The sequence below is a fragment of the Nocardia sp. CA-151230 genome (assembly GCF_050942175.1).
Lineage (GTDB): Bacteria > Actinomycetota > Actinomycetes > Mycobacteriales > Mycobacteriaceae > Nocardia.
The window spans coordinates 6,051,074-6,072,536 of sequence record NZ_CP192061.1 but is presented as its reverse complement, the minus strand read 5'-3'; the positions used below and the strand labels follow the sequence as shown (position 1 = coordinate 6,072,536).

Below are 21,463 nucleotides of genomic sequence, written 5' to 3'. Positions count from 1 at the left end.
CGGCGACATTCGCCGACGAGTCACGCTGACCCTAGGAAGAGCTAGCACACTAATGACGAAGCCCGAAGACAATACTCAGAAGCTCGCTCAGGCATTGCGCGTCTCACTCAAGGAGACGGAGCGATTGCGTGCCCGCAATCGCAAGCTCGACGCGGCTCTTCGCGAACCGATCGCGATTGTGGGTATGGCCTGCCGGTATCCGGGCGGGGTCAGTTCGCCTGAGGAGCTGTGGAATCTGGTCGCGGAGGGGACGGACGCGACCTCGGAGTTCCCCGGAAATCGTGGCTGGGATATCGATCGCCTCTACGACGCGACCGGGAATACACCGAACAGCACCTACACCCGCGAGGGCGGATTCCTGCATTCCGCAGGGGAATTCGACCCCGCGTTCTTCAATATCAGTCCCAATGAGGCCGCACTCATGGATCCGCAGCAGTTCCTGCTGCTGGAGACCTCATGGGAGGCGTTCGAGCGGGCCGGTGTCGACCCCGGCTCACTGAAGGGCAGCCGGACCGGCGTGTGGGTCGGCATGATGTACCACGACTATCCGGCCAATGCGAATTCGGGATCCATTGCCTCCGGGCGGGTCTCATATGTGTTCGGCCTGGAAGGGCCGTCGGTCACCGTGGACACGGCGTGCTCGTCGTCATTGGTGGCCATGCATTCCGCGGCGGCTTCGCTGCGGTCGGGGGAGTGCGATCTGGCTCTGGCCGGTGGTGTGGCCGTGATGGCGACGCCGGAGACCTTCGTGGAGTTCAGCCGTCAGCGGGGTTTGTCCCCGGATGGGCGGTGCAAGTCCTTCTCCGACACGGCCGATGGGGTCGGCTGGTCCGAGGGCGTCGGCGTTCTGGTGTTGGAGCGACTATCCGACGCCCAGCGCAATGGGCATCGGATTCTCGCGGTGATCGCCGGTTCGGCGGTGAATCAGGACGGCGCGTCCAATGGTCTGACCGCGCCCAACGGTCCCTCGCAACGACGGGTCATCCGCCAAGCTCTGACCAATGCGGGGGTGTCCCCGGCGGATGTGGATGTCGTCGAAGCCCACGGCACCGGCACGACTCTGGGTGATCCGATCGAAGCCCAGGCGCTTTTGGCGACGTACGGGCAGGATCGTGAGGCGGATCGTCCGTTGTGGCTGGGGTCGTTGAAGTCGAACATCGGTCACGCCCAGGCTGCTGCCGGTGTGGGTGGTGTGATCAAGATGGTCATGGCGATGCGCCATGGCGTGCTGCCCAAGACCCTGCATGTGGATCGGCCCTCGACGAAGGTGGATTGGTCCGGGGGCCATGTGCGGTTGTTGACCGAGTCGGTGGCGTGGCCGGAGGTGGATCGTCCGCGTCGTGCGGGTGTGTCCTCGTTCGGGATCAGCGGCACCAACGCGCACGTCATCGTGGAGCAGGCCCCGGTGACCGCGCCCACGGTGGAACAGGCTCCCGTGGCGGATTCGGTGCCGACTGTGGTGCCGTGGATGCTCTCCGCACGCAGCGGCGAGGCGCTCGCCGATCAGTCCGCCCGTCTGACATCGCATGCGGCCGAATATGATCCGATCGATGTCGGCTTTTCGCTGGCATCGACGCGCGCCGTTTTCGAGCACCGCGCTGTGATCGTGGCCGAGGACCGCGATGGTCTCCTCGCTGGAGTCGGGGCGCTGGGGCGTGGCGAAACCACTCCCGGCGTCGTGACCGGTCGCGTGGTCGCGGGTTCGACCGGTGTGGTGTTCTCGGGTCAGGGTGCGCAGTGGGCCGGTATGGCTACCGAACTGCGCGCCGCGTATCCGGTGTTCGCCGAGGTGTTCGACGCGATCGTCGTCGAGCTGGATCCGATACTGGGGCAGTCGGTTTCGTTGAGCGAGGCGTTGGCGAGCGTTGATCTGGTTGATCGGACGGTGTTCGCGCAGGCGGGTTTGTTCGCGTTCGAGGTGGCGTTGTTCCGTCTGCTCGAATCCTGGGGCGTGCGTACGGATGTGGTGGCGGGTCATTCGATCGGTGAGGTGGCTGCCGCGCATGTGGCGGGTGTGTTGTCTCTGGCGGATGCGTGTGTATTGGTGGCGGCGCGTGGCCGTTTGATGCAGGGGTTGCCTGTTGGTGGGGCGATGGTCGCGGTCGGTGCGTCCGAGTCCGATGTGTTGGCGTTGCTGGCTGGTGAGGTCTCGATCGCGGCGGTGAACGGCCCTGCGTCGGTGGTGCTCTCCGGTGTCGAAGACGCGGTCGCCGCCGTTGTCCAGGCGTGCGCCGAGCGTGGTTGGCGTACACACAGGTTGCGGGTGTCGCATGCTTTCCACTCGGCCCTGATGGAACCGATGCTGGTCGAATTCGCCACGGCGATAGCGGGTTTGGCGTTCGATCGTCCCACCATCCCGCTGGTGTCCACGGTCACCGGCGCGCGGATCACCGACGAAATGATCGATCCGTCGTACTGGGTCGGTCAGGTCCGCGACACCGTGCGGTTCGCCGATGCGGTTGCCGCGATGGCGAATTCGGGCGTGTCCCGGTTCGCCGAGGTCGGACCCGACGCCGTGCTGACCCCCATGATCGCCCAGACTCTCGACGACGCCGCCACGGTGGTGGCATTGGCGCGTCGGGATCGGGCCGATTCGTTCTCCATGCTGTCCGGGCTGGCCGGGCTGTTCGTATCCGGTGCCGATGTCGATTGGGCCGGTTTCTATGCCGGCTCCGGAGCTCGGCGAATCGACCTGCCCACCTACGCTTTCCAACATCGGCGCTTCTGGATCGCCGCGGGCGCTGTCGGCGGCGATGCCAAGGCGATGGGCCTGGCGGCCACCGGACATCCCCTGGTCCCGGTGGTGGTGTCGCAACCGGATTCCGACGCGGTCACCCTCACCGGCCGACTGTCGGCACAGACGCATCCATGGCTGGCCGATCACCGGGTGATGGACACCGTGCTCTTCCCCGGCACCGGTTTGGTCGAACTCGCCCTGCAGGCCGGCGAGCAGGTCGGCTGCCCGACCCTCGAGGAGTTGGTCCTGCGGGTGCCGCTGGTGCTGCCGGAGTCGGCCGGCATCGCGGTGCGCGTGGTGGTCGGTGCCCAGGACGCCGCAGGCCGACGCGGAGTGCGGGTCTACTCCTGCCCCGATGACAGTGTCGATGCGGTGCCGTTGTGGACATTGAACGCCGAAGGCGTGCTCACATCGGGATTCGACAGCGCGCCGGCGGATTTGGCGCAGTGGCCGCCCGCCGGCGCCACCGCCGTCGAAATCGACGGTGTGTACGACTCTCTCGATGCGCAGGGCTATCACTACGGTCCGGTGTTCCAGGCATTGACCTCGGTGTGGCGCTGCACCGACGGCCTGCTCTATGCCGAGGTCGAGCTGCCGGAGCAGGCCCGTCCGGACGCCGAGCGGTTCGGCGTGCATCCGGCGTTGCTCGATGCCGCTCTGCACGCCCTGCACTTCGCCGAGGGCACGCCCGTGGAGGGTGCCGGGCTGGCCTTGCCGTTCGAGTGGTCCGGTGTCGCCGTGCACGCGACCGGAGCGGACGCGCTGCGCGTCCGGCTCACCCGCGTCGGCGAGCACGCGGTCACCCTGGATCTGGCGGACCCGACCGGCACCCCGGTGGCGACGGTGCGGCAGCTGGCGTCCCGGCCCATCGATCCCGCGCAGCTCACGGGCGGCGCATCCGCGGTCGGCAATGCGCTGTTCCAGATCGGCTGGACGCCGATCTCGGTGGGGGAGGCCGAAGTCGGCGCGGTGTCGTGGGCGGATCTCGGTGACGAGATTCCGGCCGTGGTCGTGTTCGACTGCCCGCAGGGCAACGACCCCGCGGCCATCCACGCCGCGACCCATGCAGCTCTCGCGGTGGTTCAGTCCTGGATCGCCGATTCTCGGTTCGCCGAGTCGACGCTGGTGGTTCGGACCAGCGGAGCCGTATCGGTTGCGGGGGAGGACATTACGAACCTTGCCGGTGCTGCCGTCGGCGGCCTGGTTCGCTCCGCGCAGGCGGAAAACCCCGGCCGGATCGTGTTGGTGGACACCGACTCCGCGCTCGACGGGCTGCTCGGCGGGATGCCGGCCGCGCAGGAACCACAGGTGGCCGTGCGTGCCGGGCAGGTACACGGTGCACGGCTGAGCCGGGCCACCGCGGCGACCGCTGCGGCGACCGACCCCTTCGATCCGGACGACACCGTGCTGATCACCGGTGCGAGTGGTCTGCTCGGTGGACTGTTCGCCCGGCACCTGGTCGACACCCATGGCGTGCGTCGCCTGTTGCTGCTGAGCCGACGCGGAGAGGCCGCTCCCGGCGCCGCGGAGTTGCGCGCGGAGCTGCAGCGGCTCGGTGCGGAGGTCGAGTTCGTCGCGTGTGATGTCGCCGATCGCGACGCGCTCGCGCAGGCGATCGCGACTGTGCCTGCCGCACACTCGCTCACCGGCGTGTTCCATATGGCCGGCGTCCTCGACGACGGCGCCATCGCCTCGCTGACCCCGGCCCGGATGGACGCGGTGCTGGGACCCAAGGTCGATGCTGCGCTACACCTGCACGAACTCACCGCCCGGCTTCCGTTGAAGGCGTTCGTGCTGTTCAGCTCGGTGGCCGGTGCGTTCGGCAATGCCGGACAGGGCAACTATGCCGCGGCCAATGCGTGCCTGGATGCGCTCGCGGCACTCCGCAGGGCCTCGGGCGGCCATGCGCAGTCGCTGGCCTGGGGTCTGTGGGACGGTGGAATGGCCGGGCAGCTCAGCGACGCTGACCTGCACCGCATTTCGCGTTCGGGCCTGTTGCCGCTGTCGGAGGACCAGGGCCTGGCGCTGTTCGACGCCGCCACGGCGAGCGACGTGACCGCCCCCGTCCTCGCCCGCCTGGACCTGGATAGCCTGCGTGGCGCCGAATTCGCCGTGCCCGCACTGTTTTCCGGCTTGATTCCGGCTCGCCGCAGAGCGGCCTCGGGTGCGGCGACGCCGTTGCGTGCTCGTTTGGCCGGCACTCCCGACAGCGAGCGTTTGGGTGTGCTCGTGGAGATCGTGCGAGGTCAGGTCGCGGCGATTCTCGGTCATCAGAACACGAACGCGATCGCCGCGGACAAGGCCTTCGGCGAACTGGGCTTCGATTCGATCACCGCTGTCGAGTTCCGCAACGCCCTCAAGGCCGTCACCGGTCTATCGCTGCCCGCGACACTGGTATTCGACTACCCGACACCGCAGGCGCTGGCGAAATATCTGGCCGACGAATTCACCGGCACCGGTCGAGACGTCGAGGTCACCGCCAGCGCGGCCGTCGACGACGAGCCGATTGCGGTGGTGGCGATGAGCTGCCGCTACCCCGGTGGCGTCGCCTCGCCCGAAGACCTGTGGAATCTGGTCACCTCCGGCATCGATGCCACCGGCGAGATGCCGACGGATCGCGGCTGGGATATCGAGGGCATCTACGACCCCGAGCCGGGTCACGCGGGCAAGACCTACACCCGGCAGGGCGGATTCCTGTACTCCGCAGCGGATTTCGATGCGGACTTCTTCGGGATCAGCCCCAATGAGGCCACCGTGATGGATCCACAGCAGCGGTTGCTGCTGGAAGTCTCATGGGAGGCGCTGGAACGCGCCGGTCTGGATCCGGCTGTGCTGCGCGGCAGTTCGACCGGTGTGTTCACCGGCATGATGTACCACGACTACGCCCAGGGAACCGGGAACAACGCAACCGGGAGCTTGGTCTCGGGCCGCGTCTCGTACGTGTTCGGCCTCGAAGGCCCCGCGGTCACCGTGGACACGGCGTGTTCCTCCTCGCTCGTGGCGATGCATCTGGCCGCGCAGTCGCTGCGGTCGGGTGAATGCGATCTGGCGCTGGCCGGTGGTGTGGCGGTGATGGCCACCCCGGAAACCTTCGTGGAGTTCAGCCGTCAGCGGGGCTTGTCCCCGGACGGGCGGTGTAAGTCCTTCTCCGACACCGCCGATGGCGTCGGATGGTCCGAAGGTGCCGGTGTGCTGGTGCTGGAGCGACTGTCCGACGCCCGCCGCAATGGTCATCAGGTGCTCGCGGTGATCGCCGGTTCGGCGGTGAATCAGGACGGCGCGTCGAATGGTCTGACCGCGCCCAACGGTCCCTCACAGCAGCGAGTGATTCGCCAGGCGCTGGCGAATGCCGGTATCTCGCCGGTCGAGGTGGATGCGGTGGAGGCCCACGGCACCGGCACGACGCTGGGTGATCCGATCGAAGCCCAAGCGCTTTTGGCGACGTACGGCCAGGATCGTGAGGCGGACCGTCCGCTGTGGCTGGGCTCGTTGAAGTCGAACATCGGTCACGCCCAGGCCGCGGCGGGTGTCGGTGGTGTGATCAAGATGGTGATGGCCATGCAGCACGGGGTCCTACCCCGAACGCTGCATGCTGATCAGCCCAGCACCAAGGTCGACTGGTCCGAAGGCCATGTGCGATTGCTGACCGAGCAGGTGGAGTGGCCGGAGGTGGATCGTCCGCGTCGTGCGGGTGTGTCGTCATTCGGTATCAGCGGCACCAACGCTCACCTCATCGTCGAGCAGGCCCCGGTAGCGCCGGTGGCGGAGTCGGTCCCGGTGGCCGAGGCTGTTCCGGCGATGCTGCCGTGGGTGGTCTCGGCGCGCAGCAGTGACGCTCTCGCCGGCCAGGCTGCTCGTTTGGCATCGTCTGTGGGCGAACACGATCCGATCGATATCGGTTTCTCCCTGGCGTCCACGCGTGCTGTGCACGAGCATCGTGCTGTCGTCGTGGCCGAGGGGCGCGAGGGTCTCCTCGCGGGACTACGGTCATTGGCTGCCGGTGTGCAGGCACCCGGTGTGGCGACCGGTCGTGTGGTGTCGGGTTCGACGGGTGTGGTGTTCTCGGGTCAGGGCGCGCAGTGGGCCGGTATGGCTGCCGAGCTGTGTGCAGCGTACCCGGTATTCGCCGAGACGTTCGATGGGATCGTCGAACAGCTGAATCATCTGCTGGTACAGCATGTTTCGCTGAGCGAGGCTTTGGCGGACGGTGATCTGATCGACCAGACGGTGTTTGCGCAGGCAGGTTTGTTCACGTTCGAGGTGGCGTTGTTCCGTCTGCTCGAATCCTGGGGCGTGCGTGCCGATGTCGTGGCCGGTCACTCGATCGGTGAGGTGGCTGCCGCGCATGTGGCGGGTGTGTTGTCTCTGGTGGATGCGTGTGTATTGGTGGCGGCGCGTGGCCGGTTGATGCAGGGGTTGCCTGTTGGTGGGGCGATGGTCGCGGTCGGTGCGTCCGAGGCCGATGTGTTGGCGTTGCTGGCTGGTGAGGTGTCGATCGCGGCGGTGAACGGCCCGTCGTCGGTGGTGCTCTCCGGTGCCGAGGAAGATGTCATGGCCGTCGCTGAGCGTTGTGCCGAAAAGGGTTGGCGTACGCACAGGTTGCGTGTTTCGCATGCCTTCCATTCGGTGTTGATGGAGCCGATGCTGGCCGAATTCGCCACGGCGATACAGGGTGTGGCGTTCGCCCGCCCGAGTATCCCGCTCGTGTCGACGGTGACCGGCGCTCGGATCGTCGACGAGATGTGTGATCCCTCGTACTGGGTGGGTCAGGTCCGGGAGTCGGTGCGCTTCGCGGATGCCGTTGTGGCGATGGCTGATTCGGGCGTGTCCAGGTTTGCCGAGGTCGGTCCCGATGCGGTGCTGACCCCCATGATCGCCCAGACCATCGATGACGGTGCCGCCGCGGCGGTCGCGTTGGCGCGTCGCGATCGCGCCGATGTGACGACACTCCTGGGCGGAGTGGCCGGGTTGTTCGTCACCGGCGCGCAGGTCGATTGGGCCGCTCTGTATGCCGGTTCCGGTGCTCGGCGAATCGACCTGCCCACCTACGCCTTCCAGCGTCGGCGCTATTGGATGGCCCCGACGTCCGCCGGTAGTGGCGACGCCCGGGCGATGGGTTTCCTGGCCAGCGGGCATCCGTTGGTTTCGGCTGTGGTCTCGCAGCCGGATTCCGAGGTGGTCACGCTCGGTGGCCGTTTGTCGGCACAGACCCAGCCATGGCTGGCCGATCACAAGGTTATGGACACAGTCCTGTTGCCCGGTACCGGGCTGGTCGAACTCGCCCTGCACGCCGGAGAACACGTTGGCTGCCCGACCCTGGACGAGCTGGTCCTGCAAGCGCCGCTGGTGCTTCCGGAGTCGGCCGGGGTCGCGGTGCGTGTGGTGGTCGCTGCCCCGGACGGCGCGGGTCGTCGCGGCGTGCGGATCTTCTCGTGCCCCGACAGCGGTGTCGATTCCGCGTCGTCGTGGACATTGAACGCCGAAGGTGTGCTCGCGCCGGACGAGGTGGCGGCGGATTTCGATCTTGCCGCTTGGCCTCCGGCCGGTGCGCAGCCGATGGATATCGACGGTGTCTACGACGAGCTGTTCGATCTCGGATACGGCTACGGCCCCCTGTTCCAGGGTTTGCAGGCCGCATGGCAGCGTGACGGAGAACTGTTCGCCGAGGTCGCGCTACCGGATCCGCAGGGAGCCAACGGTTTCGGCATCCACCCCGCATTGTTCGACGCCGCACTGCACGCCGGAATCGTGCACGGTCGTCGCAGCGGCGGCGGTGATTCGCCGGTGCTGCCCTTCACCTGGAACCGGGTGGCGCTGCACGCGGTCGGCGCTGCCGCAGTGCGAGTACGTATCGCGGTGCAGGACAATAGATTTGCTGTCCAGCTCGCCGATGAACAAGGGCAACCGGTGTTGTCGGTGGATACTCTGGTCTCCCGGCCGGTGTCGGCCGAGCGGCTCGGCGGTCAGCGCGCGTCGGAGTCCCTGTTCGGTGTGGAGTGGGTCGCCGCCGGGCTGTCGGACGGGGTGACGGTCGAGCCGGATCGGGTGGCGCTCCTCGGTTCTGATCAGGGCGCTGACGGGGTGCCCGGCCACCGTGATCTCGCGGCGTTGATCGCCGATCTGGATGCGAACCCCGACGCGGTTGTCCCTGAGATCGTCTTGCTGGACTGCCCCCGTGGTGACGGTCCCGAGCCGGAGGCCGCACGGCAGGTTGTCACCGGTGTCCTGGATACCGTTCAGCGGTGGCTGGCCGAATCTCGTTTCGCCGGTTCCCGTTTGGTGGTGCTCACCAGGCAGGCAGTGACCGTCGCCGATGCGGAGCAGGTACGGCTGGATCAGGCCTCGGTATGGGGGTTGGTGCGGGCCGCGCAGGCGGAGCACCCGGGTCGTTTCCAACTGGCGGATCTGAATGAAGACGCTGAGCTGCTCGCTGTCGCGACCGCGGTGGCCGCTGTCGCGTCGGAACCCGAGGTCGCCCTGCGGGGCACGAGCGTGCTGGTGCCGCGTCTGAGTCGCCACGCTTCGGGCACGATTGTTCGATCGGCAGCGTCGGGCACGGTGCTGATCACCGGCGGCACCGGTGGTCTCGGTGCGGTGATCGCCCGGCACCTGGTGACCGAACACGGTGTGCGCCAACTGCTTCTGACCGGTCGTCGTGGCCCGGATGCGCCGGGAGCCACCGAGCTTCGGGACGAACTCGTCGAGCTCGGCGCCGAGGTCACCATCGCCGCGTGTGACGTGTCCGATCGAGACGCGCTGGCCGCCCTGCTCGACACCATCTCCGATAAGCACCCCCTGGCCGGAGTGATCCACGCGGCCGGAACCTCCGACAACGGCCTGATCGAATCGATCACGCCCGACCGCATCGAGCAGGTTTTCCGGCCCAAGGTCGACGCCGCGTGGCATCTGCACGAACTCACCCGCGACCGGTCGCTGGAGTTGTTCGTGCTGGTGGCGTCGGCGGGTGGCCTGGTGCTGGCCGCCGGCCAAGCGAACTACGCCGCCGCGAATGTCTTCCTGGATGCCCTCGCGGCCCACCGTCGCGGCCTGGGGCTGGCCGCGACATCCATCGATTACGGGTTGTGGGCGCGGTCGACCGCGCTCGGCGCTGAGCTGTCCGAGGGTGACTTCGACCGGATGCGGCGGCAGGGCTACCCGCCGCTGACCGAGGCCGAGGGCCTGGCACTGTTCGACTCGGCCATCGCCACCGACCAGCCCCAACTGGTCGCGCTGCGAGTCGATCCGGCCATCCTGCGAACCCAGGGCGAGCGGGTCCCGGCGCTCCTCCGCGCGGTCGTCCCGTCGCCCGTGCGCCGCCAGAGTCGGACAGCGGCAGGTCAGGCCTTCCTGCGGAAGCTGGCCGGTCTCTCCGACAGCGATCGCGACAGCGCGCTGCTCGAACTCGTCCGGTCCACTGCCGCCGGCATTCTCGGGCACGCCTCCATGGCAGCTGTGGAACCCCGACAGGCTTTCCAGCAGCTCGGTTTCGACTCGCTGAGCGCTGTCGAGTTCCGCAACAAACTCAATACCGCGACCGGTCTGCAACTTCCGGCCACCCTCGTTTTCGATTACCCCAATCCGCAGGTCGTCGCGGAGTTCATCGGTTCGCAACTCACCGGCACCGGAGCCGTCGAAGAGCTCGCGACCAGTCGAGTCCGAGCCGGCGACGAGCCGATTGCCGTGGTGGCGATGGGATGTCGCTATCCGGGTGGCGTCATGTCGCCGGAGGATCTGTGGAGCCTCGTCGTATCGGGTGCCGATACCACCGGTGACTTGCCGGTGGATCGCGGCTGGGACATCGACGGCATCTACGATCCCGAACCCGGCAAGGTAGGCAGGACCTACACGCGCCGGGGCGGATTCCTGTACTCCGCAGCGGAATTCGATGCGGAGTTCTTCGGGATCAGCCCCAACGAAGCCACGATGATGGATCCACAGCAGCGGTTGCTGCTGGAGGTGTCGTGGGAGGCGCTGGAACGTGCCGGTGTGAATCCGGTGGCGCTGCGCGGCAGTTCGACCGGTGTGTTCACCGGCGTGATGTACCACGACTACGCCCAGGGAACCGGGACCGGAGCCAGCACCGGCGGCAGTCTGGTCTCGGGCCGGATCGCTTACACGCTGGGATTGGAGGGCCCGGCCGTCTCGGTGGACACGGCGTGTTCGTCGTCGCTGGTGGCACTGCATCTGGCGTCGCAGTCGCTGCGGTCGGGGGAGTGCGATCTCGCGTTGGCCGGTGGTGTCGCGGTGATGGCCACCCCGGACATGTTCCTCGAGTTCAGTCGTCAGCGCGGGCTCGCACCGGATGGACGATGCAAGTCCTTCGCCGACGCCGCCGACGGCGTCGCCTGGTCCGAAGGCGCCGGAATGCTGGTGCTGGAACGACTCTCCGACGCCAAGCGCAATGGTCATCAGGTGCTCGCGGTGATCGCTGGTTCGGCGGTGAATCAGGATGGCGCGTCGAACGGTTTGACCGCGCCGAACGGTCCCTCGCAGCGACGGGTCATCCGGCAAGCGCTGGCCAATGCCCGCGTGACTTCGGTCGACGTGGATGTCGTCGAAGCGCACGGTACGGGAACGACTCTGGGCGATCCGATCGAAGCCCAGGCGCTACTCGCGACCTACGGACAGGACCGTGCGGCGGATCGTCCGCTGTGGCTGGGTTCGTTGAAGTCGAATATCGGTCATGCCCAGGCCGCTGCCGGTGTGGGTGGTGTGATCAAGATGGTCATGGCGATGCGCCATGGCCTGCTGCCGCGAACACTGCACGTGGATCAGCCCAGCACCAAAGTCGATTGGAGCGAAGGTCATATCCGGTTGCTGACCGAGGCGGTGGCGTGGCCGGACGTTGATCGTCCACGGCGTGCCGGTGTGTCCTCGTTCGGTATCAGCGGCACCAACGCTCACCTCATCGTCGAACAGGCTCCGGCAGCGGCCCCGGCTCCGGTGGCCAAGACCGCCCCGGCCGGTGCAGTGCTGCCATGGGTGCTCTCGGCACGGACGGACGAAGCCCTTGCCGAGCAGGCTGCCCGCCTGACGTCCCATACCGACGACCACGACCACGACCCGATCGACATCGGCTTCTCGCTCGTGACTTCGAGGGTGCTGTTCGACCATCGCGCCGTGGTGTTGTCCCCCGAGCACGACGGCCTGCGGGCCGGCACTCGAGCGCTGGGGCGCGGCGAAACGACTCCGGGTGTGGTGTCCGGTCGTGTGATGCCGGGTTCGACGGGTGTGGTGTTCTCGGGTCAGGGTGCGCAGTGGGCCGGTATGGCTGTCGAGCTGCGTGCGGCGTATCCGGTGTTCGCCGAGGTGTTCGACGCGATCGTCGTCGAGCTGGATCCGCTGCTGGGGCAGTCGGTTTCGTTGAATGCGGCGTTGGCCGGTGCTGGCCTCGTGGACCAGACGGTGTTTGCGCAGGCGGGTTTGTTCGCGTTCGAGGTGGCGTTGTTCCGTCTGCTCGAATCCTGGGGTGTGCGTGCGGATGTGGTGGCGGGTCATTCGATCGGTGAGGTGGCTGCCGCGCATGTGGCGGGGGTGTTGTCTCTGGCGGATGCGTGTGTGCTGGTGGCTGCCCGTGGCCGGTTGATGCAGGCGTTGCCCGCCGGTGGGGCGATGGTCGCCGTGGGTGCGTCCGAGACCGACGTTCGGGCGCTGCTGGCGGCCGGTGACGTGCCCGCTGGTGAGGTGTCGATCGCGGCGGTGAATGGTCCGTCGTCGGTGGTGCTCTCCGGTGTGGAGGCCGCTGTCGTGGCTGTCGCTGATCGTTGTGCCGGGCAGGGTTGGCGTACGCACAGGTTGCGTGTTTCGCATGCTTTCCATTCGGTGTTGATGGAGCCGATGCTGGCTGAGTTTGCTTCGGCGATCGAGGGTGTGGTGTTCGCCCGTGCGGGCATCCCGTTGGTGTCGACGGTGAGCGGTGTCCGGATCGGTGATGAGATGTCGGATCCGTCGTACTGGGTGGATCAGGTTCGCGAGACCGTCCGCTTTGCTGATGCGGTTACGGCGATGGCGGGTATGGGTGTGTCGCGGTTCGTCGAGGTCGGACCGGACGCTGTGCTGACCCCGATGGTCGCCCAGACCCTCGATGACGGGGATGGCTCGGTGGTGGCGTTGGCGCGTCGCGGTCAGTCGGATGCGTCGGCCGTGCTGGCTGGAGTGGCCGGGCTGTTCGTGACCGGCGCTCACGTCGACTGGGCCGGCCTCTACGCCGGGACGGGAGCCGAGCGAATCGACTTGCCCACCTACGCTTTCCAGCGCACGCGCTACTGGATGCTCGACGGCTCCGCCGCCGGCGGTGACGCCCGGGCCATGGGTCTCGCCGCCACCGGACACCCCCTGGCCTCGGTGGTGGTGTCTCAACCGGATTCCGATGCGGTGACCCTCACCGGTCGGCTGTCGGTACAGGCCCACCCCTGGCTCGCCGACCACACGGTCATGGACACCGTGCTGTTCCCCGGTACCGGTCTGGTCGAACTCGCCCTGCACGCCGGCGAACAGGTCGGCTGCTCGACCCTCGAGGAGCTGGTCCTCCAGGTCCCGCTGGCACTCCCGGAGTCCGCGGGACTCGCGGTGCGCGTGGTGGCCGGTGCTCCGGACGAGACCGGCCGTCGCGCGGTGCGGATCTTCTCCCGGCCCGAGGACGGTGTCGACGCGGCGCCGTCGTGGACCTTGCACGCCGAAGGTGCGCTCGCACCCGGAATCGGTAGTGCGCCTGTCGATCTGGTGCAATGGCCGCCGGCCGGTGCGGTCGCCGTGGACATCGACGGTGCGTACGACTCGCTCGACGCGCAGGGCTATCACTACGGTCCGGTGTTCCAGGCACTGAAGTCGGTGTGGCGCGCCGCGGACGGGCTGCTCTACGCCGAGGTCGAACTGCCCGAGGCGGCCCGTGCCGAGGCGGAGCGGTTCGGCCTGCATCCGGCGCTGCTGGATGCGGCGTTGCACGCGTTGCGTTTTGCCGAGGACACATCGGCGGATGGCGCCGGGCTGGCGCTGCCGTTCGAGTGGTCCGGTGTCACCGTGCACGCGGCCGGCGCCGATGCCCTGCGCGTCCGGCTCACCCGTGCCGGTGAGCACGGCGTTGCCATCGATCTGGCGGACTCGACCGGTGCTCCGGTGGCGACCGTGCGGCACCTGGCCTCCCGGCCGATCGATCCCGCGCAGCTGACCACGGGCGCATCGGTCGTCGGCAATGGGCTGTTCCAGATCGACTGGACACCGATCACGGTGCGTCCTGCCGAGGTCACCGCGGTAGCGTGGCCGGATCTCGGTGAGCAGGTCCCGCCGGTGGTCGTGCTGGAGTGCCCCACGGGCAACGATCCGGCCGCCATTCATGCTGCGACGCATGACGTTCTGGAGATCCTCCAGTCCTGGTTCGCGGACCGGCGATTCACCGAATCGGTGCTGGTGGTTCGAACCAGCGACGCGGTTTCGGTTGCCGGGGAGGACATTACGAACCTGGCCGGTGCCGCCGTGGGTGGTCTGGTCCGCTCCGCGCAGGCAGAGAACCCCGGCCGGATCATATTGATCGACAGCGACTCCGCACTGGACGGGCTGCTCGGCGGCATCGTGGCCGCCGCCGAACCACAGGTGGCCGTGCGCGACGGGCAGGTGCACATCGCGCGGTTGGGCCGAGCGGCCGTCACCGCGGCGACCGTCGCTCCCACCTTCGATCCGGACGACACCGTTCTGATCACCGGCGCGGGCGGGTTGCTCGCCGGGATGTTCGCCCGGCATCTGGTCGCCGCCCGCGGCGTCCGTCGCCTGCTGCTGTTGAGCAGGCGCGGCGAATCCGCGCCCGGTGCTGCGGAACTGGGCGCAGAGCTGCGGCAACTGGGTGCCGAGGTCGAGTTCGCCGCGTGCGATGTCGCCGATCGTGGCGCCCTCGCCGAGGTGCTGGCAGGCGTGCCCGGTGATCGTCCGCTCACCGGCGTGTTCCACATGGCCGGTGTCCTCGACGACGGTGCGATCGCTTCGCTGACCCCGGCCCGCATGGATACGGTGCTGGGGCCCAAGGTCGATGCCGCACTGCACCTGCACGAACTCACCGCCTCACTGCCATTGCAGGCGTTCGTGCTGTTCAGCTCGGTCGCCGGTGCCTTCGGCAACCCCGGTCAGGGCAACTACGCCGCGGCCAACGCATGCCTGGATGCGCTGGCGGTACACCGCAGGGCTTCGGGTAGCCGTGGTAGTTCTCTGGCCTGGGGCCTGTGGGACGGAGGCATGGCCGGGCAACTCGGTGACGTCGACCGTCAGCGCCTTTCGCGTTCGGGCATGCTGCCGCTGTCGGAGGAACAGGGCCTCGCACTGTTCGAAGCCGCACTCGAGATCGACGCGGCGGCTCCGGTTCTCGCCCGTCTCGATTTCGAGAGCATCCGCAGCGCGGGCACTGCCGCGCCGACGCTCTTCGCGGGCCTGATCCCGGCTCGCCGCAAAGCGGCCTCGGGCGCCTTCACAGCCCTGCGGGCTCGTCTGGCGAACACCCCCGAGAGCGAACGTGTCGATGTGCTCGTGGAGATCGTGCGTGCGCAGGTCGCCACGATTCTCGGCCATCAGAACGTGAATGCGGTCGCGGCGGACAAAGCCTTCGGAGAGTTGGGCTTCGATTCGATCACCGCCATCGAGTTCCGCAACGCTCTCAAAGCCGTCACGGGGCTGCAGCTGCCCGCGACCCTGGTGTTCGACTACCCGACACCCCAGGCCCTGGCGAAATATCTGGGCGACGAGTTCGCCGGCACCAGCCGTGACGTCGAGGTGACCGCCAGCAGAGCCGTCGATACGGACCCGATCGCCGTCGTCGGAATGGCCTGCCGCTACCCCGGAGGGGTCACGTCCCCCGAGGAACTGTGGGAACTGGTCCGGGTGGGCGGGGATGCGGTGTCGACCCTCCCGACCGATCGCGGCTGGGACATCACCGGCATCTACGATCCGGAACCGGGCCGCGCGGGCAAGTCCTACACGCGGGAAGGCGGATTCCTGCACACCGCTGCGGAATTCGACGCGGACTTCTTCGGCATCGGCCCCAACGAGGCCACGATGATGGATCCGCAACAGCGCCAACTTCTGGAAACGACCTGGGAGGCGCTGGAACGCGCCGGAGTCGATCCGGCGGTGCTGCGAGGCAGTTCGACCGGTGTGTTCACCGGCGTGATGTATCACGACTACGCCCAGGGCAGCGGAAACAGCGCGACCGGCAGTCTCGTCTCCGGTCGCATCGCCTACACCTTGGGGTTGGAGGGCCCCGCCGTCTCGGTCGACACGGCCTGCTCGTCCTCGCTGGTGGCGATGCATCTGGCCGCGCAGTCGCTGCGGTCGGGGGAATGCGATCTGGCGCTGGCCGGTGGTGTGGCGGTGATGGCCACCCCGGAAACCTTCGTGGAGTTCAGCCGTCAGCGCGGGCTCGCACCCGATGGACGGTGTAAGTCCTTCTCCGACAACGCCGATGGCGTCGGGTGGTCCGAAGGCGCCGGAATGCTGGTGCTGGAACGACTCTCCGACGCCCAGCGCAACGGCCACCAGGTGCTCGCGGTGCTCGCCGGTTCGGCGGTGAATCAGGATGGCGCGTCGAATGGTCTGACCGCGCCGAACGGTCCCTCGCAGCGGCGAGTGATTCGCCAAGCATTGGCCAACGCCGGGATCTCGCCGGTCGAGGTCGATGTGGTGGAAGCCCATGGCACGGGTACGACGCTGGGCGATCCCATTGAAGCCCAGGCGCTTCTCGCCACCTACGGCCAGGACCGTGAGGCGGATCGTCCGCTGTGGTTGGGCTCCTTGAAGTCCAATATCGGTCACTCTCAGGCTGCGGCCGGTGTGGGTGGTGTGATCAAGATGGTGATGGCGATGCGCCACGGTGTGCTACCCAAGACGCTGCACGTCGATGCACCCAGCACCAAAGTCGATTGGAGCGAAGGCCATATCCGGTTGCTGACCGAGGCAGTCGCGTGGCCTGAGGTCGACCGTCCGCGTCGTGCCGGTGTGTCCTCGTTCGGTATCAGCGGCACGAATGCCCACGTCATCGTCGAACAGGCTCCAGTGGTGGATCAGGCGCCGGTGACGGTGACCGACCGTCCTGACGGACTGCTGCCCTGGGTGGTTTCGGCACGAAGCGGCGAGGCGCTCGGCGGTCAGGCTGCTCGTCTGGCGTCCCATGTCGGTGATCGCGACCTGAATCCGGCGGATGTCGGCTTCTCCCTGGCCTCCACGCGTGCTGTTTTCGAGCATCGCGCGGTTGTGGTGGCCGAGAGTCGTGATGGTCTGCTCGCGGGCGTGCGGTCCTTGGCTGCCGGTGAGCAAGCCCCCGGCGTGGTGACCGACCGCGTGGCGTCGGGTTCGACTGGACTGGTGTTCTCGGGTCAGGGTGCGCAGTGGGCCGGTATGGCCACTGAGCTGCGCGCCGCGTATCCGGTGTTCGCCGAGGTGTTCGACGCGATCGTCGTCGAGCTGGATCCGCTGCTGGGGCAGTCGGTTTCGTTGAATGCGGCGTTGGCCGGTGCTGGCCTCGTGGACCAGACGGTGTTTGCGCAGGCGGGTTTGTTCGCGTTCGAGGTGGCGTTGTTCCGTCTGCTCGAATCCTGGGGTGTGTGTGCGGATGTGGTGGCGGGTCATTCGATCGGTGAGGTGGCTGCCGCGCATGTGGCCGGGGTGTTGTCTCTGGTGGATGCGTGTGTGCTGGTGGCGGCGCGTGGCCGGTTGATGCAGGCATTGCCCGCCGGTGGGGCGATGGTCGCGGTCGGTGCGTCCGAGGCCGATGTGTTGGCGTTGCTGGCTGGTGAGGTGTCGATCGCGGCGGTGAACGGCCCTGCGTCGGTGGTGTTGTCCGGTGTCGAGGACGCCGTCGTCGCTGTCGCTGAGCGGTGTGCCGAAAAGGGCTGGCGCACGCACAGGTTGCGTGTTTCGCATGCCTTCCATTCGTCGTCGATGGAGCCGATGCTGGCCGAATTCGCCACGGCGATAGAGGGTTTGGCGTTCGCTCGCCCCCGCATCCCGCTGGTGTCGACGGTGACCGGTGCACGGGTGACCGACGAGATGTCGGATCCGTCGTATTGGGTGCGCCAGGTCCGGGAGACCGTCCGGTTCGCCGACGCGGTCGCCACGGCCGCCGAGCTCGGCGTGTCCAGGTTCGCCGAGGTCGGTCCCGATGCGGTGCTGACCCCGATGATCGCCCAAACCCTCGACACCGCAACCACAATCGCTCTCACCAGACGGGACAACGCGACCCCCGTGACCCTGCTGACGGGCCTCGCCCGTCTGCACGTCACCGGTGCGACGGTGGATTGGACCAGCTACTACGCCGGAGTCGGTGGCACGAAGACCGACCTCCCGACCTACAGCTTCCAGCACCGCCGCTTCTGGGCCACCGGCCCACTGCATACCGGCGAGGCGCACGCGCTCGGCCTGCGGTCCACCGAGCACCCCATGCTCGGCGCGATGGTGGCCCAGCCGGAGAGCGGCGGCGTCAGGTTCACCGGCCGCCTGTCCACGGCCACCCACCCCTGGTTGGCCGATCATGACGTTCTCGGCACGGTGCTGCTCCCCGGCACCGGATTCGTCGAGCTCGCCGTGCACGCCGGAGACCAGGTCGACTGCCCGGAGCTCGAGGAACTCACACTGCTGGCCCCGCTGGTGTTGCACGGCCACGGCGGAGTGCAGATCCAGGTGATCGTCGGCGACAGCGACGAGGCCGGTCGCCGAGGGCTCGATATCTACTCGCGCAAGGACGAGGACGATCCGTCGCTCTCGTGGACCCACCACGCGCGCGGCACGGTGAGTCCGGGCCAGGAGGCCGGCGACGACGGCTGGGCCGACTTCGTCCAGTGGCCACCGACCGGTGCCACGGCCGTGCCGTTGGACGGCGCCTACGCCGAACTCGCGGAGAACGGGTACCACTACGGGCCCGCCTTCCAAGGGCTGACGACCCTGTGGCGTCGCGGGGCGGACCTCTTCGCCGAAGTCGCTCTCCCCGAGCAGACCTCGGCCCAGGGCTATGGTGTGCATCCCGCGCTGCTCGACTCGGCCATGCACGCACTGTCCTTCGGTCTTCCCGAGGGCGTGGACGAGCACGCCGAGCGGCTGACCCTGGTGCCGTTCGCGTGGTCTTCGGTCCGTGTGCACGCGGACGGCGCCCGGCGGGTGCGGGTCCGGTTGACCTGGCTGAATCAGGGAGAAGTCACCCTGGCGATGGCCGATTCCGGTGGTGCGCCACTGCTTTCGGTCCGGTCGCTCGCCCTGCGTCCGCTCTCGATCGAACTGCTCTCGGGGGCGGCTCGGTCCTCGCAGGACGCGCTGTACGAGCTCACCTGGCGGCCCGGTCCGGAACTGCGTTCGGCGGCGGGAGTCTCGTGGGCCGAATGGGGCGCGGCGGAGCCGGCGTCGGTCCTGTTCTTCCGGCCCCCGGTCGACGGCGACGGCGTGCCGGTCCGATTGCGTACGGCGCTGCACCGCACGCTCGGCGTCATCCAGCAGTTCCTGAGCGAAGAGCGGTACGCCGCAACCACTTTGGCTGTGACCACCGACTCCGAGGCCGACCCGGCCGCGGCCGCGGTGTGGGGTCTGGTGCGCGCGGCGCAGGCGGAGAACCCCGGGCGGATCGTGCTCATCGAGGCGCGTGTGGAGACATCGGCGGATCACCTTGTCGCCGCGGCGATCTCGGGTGAGCCGGAACTGGCTGTCGACTCCGACGGGGCGCGGGTGCCGCGCCTGGTTCGCGCCGCGTCGCCCGAACCGGAGCCGCAGGCACCGTGGGATCCCGAACGGACCGTTCTGATTACCGGTGGTACCGGCGGCATCGGTCGCCACATCGCCGAGCATCTGGTGACCGAACACGGTGTGCGGCACCTGCTGCTGGCCGGTCGTCGCGGACCGGACGCCGTCGCGGATCTGATCGAGGAACTCGGTGCTCTCGGCGCCCGGGTCCGCGTGGCCGCCTGCGATGTGACCGACCGAAATGCGTTGCGGGACCTGCTCGCTTCGATACCCGCGGAGCATCCGCTGGGTGCGGTCGTCCACGTGGCGGGCGTCGCCCACAACGGTCTGGTCGACACCTTGACGCCGGAGCAGATCGACTACTGCCTCGGCGCCAAGGCCGACGCCGCGTGGTATCTGCACGAACTCACCCGCGACGCCGGACTGTCCGCATTCGTGATGATCTCCTCGGTGGCAGGCTCGATCCTGCCTGCCGGGCAGGGCGGTTACGCGGCGGCCAATGTGTTCCTCGATGCCCTCGCCACCGTCCGGCACGCCGAGGGCCTACCGGCCACCTCGCTCGCCTACGGTCTGTGGGCCATCGAAACCGGCCTGTCGCAATGGCTCAGCCAGGCAGACCGGCTGCGCATGCGTCGTCAGGGCATGCCGCCGCTGGCCGCGGACAAGGCGCTCGAATTGTTCGACGCGGCCGTGTCCACGACGCGTCCGGTGCACGTGCCGGTCGAGATCGACCTGGCCGCGCTGCGCGCCCGGGACGCGGTGCCCGCGCTGCTCGGCGACCTGGCCAAGCGGGCCGGGCGTCGGCACAGCAGCGGAACGCAGGACGCGGGAGCGCTGCGCAGGCAGCTGGCACAGCTCTCGGAGTCCGAGCAGGAGCAGTGGCTCCGGACCCACATCCTCGAGAATGCCGCCAGACTGCTCGGGCACGAGAGCGCCGATGCGCTCGACCCCGAGCGGGACTTCCTCGAGGCCGGGTTCGACTCGTTGGCCGCCATGGAGTTGCGAACCACGCTGAATGCCTCCACCGGCCTGACCCTGCCGACCGCCGCGATCTTCGATCACAAAACGCCTGCGGCACTGGCCCGATACCTGCGGAAGGAGCTCACCACAGCCACGCGAAACCACAGCGAGCGGGTGAGGGAGGACGACTCGCTGTACGGAATGTTCCGCGGCGCCGTGGAATCCGGCCGGGTCGGCACCGGCTTCGCCCTGTTGAATCTGGCGGCGGAGCTACGCGAGCAGTTCTCGTCGGCGTCCGAACTGGACCGGCTACCGGTGCCGGCGCGAGTCGCGGCGGGTTCGGCTCTGCCGCGGATCATCTGCCTCACACCGCCACTGGCCACCGGTGGCGCGCATCAGTACGCCAGGATCGCTTCGCACCTGCGCACTGCCCGTGAGGTCGTGGCGCTGTCGCCGACCGGCTGCCGGACGGGAGAACCCCTGCCGGCGACACCGACTGCGGCCTTGGAAGCCCTGGCGCGCAGCGTTCTCGAAGCGGCGCAAGGAGATCCGTTCGTGCTGCTCGGGTACTCCTCGGGCGGCCTGCTGGCCTACCTCCTCACCGAGCACCTGGAGGCGGTGGGCGGACCCGCGCCCGCGAGCGTGGTCATGCTCGATACCTACCGGGTGGACGATGGCGACGGCGAATGGCTGCTGCGGGCGATGGCCGAGCACATGGTGTCCAACGAGGCGACCTTCGGCCGCTTCGACCAGGCCCGGTTGTCCGGTATGGGTTGGTATGTGCGGCTGCTCCAGGAGATGACACCCGGTCCCGTTGTCACGCCGACCCTGTTCGTCCAGTGCGCCCGGTCATTCCTGGGGAGTTCGGCGGAGCGTGCGGACTGGCAGGCCCAGCCCTGGGACGCAACGCATTCCGTCGTGCCGGTCCAGGCTGATCACTTCACGATCCTGGAGGACGGCTCGGCGGATACCGCGGACGTGATCGAGGGCTGGCTCGCCGGTTAGGGGCGGCGGCCGGGTGAGCCCGGGCTCACCCGGCCGTTCTCGCCTGGTGCCTTGTTCGAG

The 21,463-nt window shown here is 68.2% G+C and carries 1 protein-coding gene; it reads left to right on the top strand.

Going from position 1 to position 21,463, the window contains the following annotated elements:
• The first annotated feature begins 52 nt into the window (after nt 1-52).
• A complete protein-coding gene (locus ACQP1O_RS28835; protein WP_433561582.1) occupies nt 53-21,403 on the top strand; it encodes an SDR family NAD(P)-dependent oxidoreductase in 21,351 nt (7,116 codons plus the stop codon).
• Nucleotides 21,404-21,463: the final 60 nt, after the last annotated feature.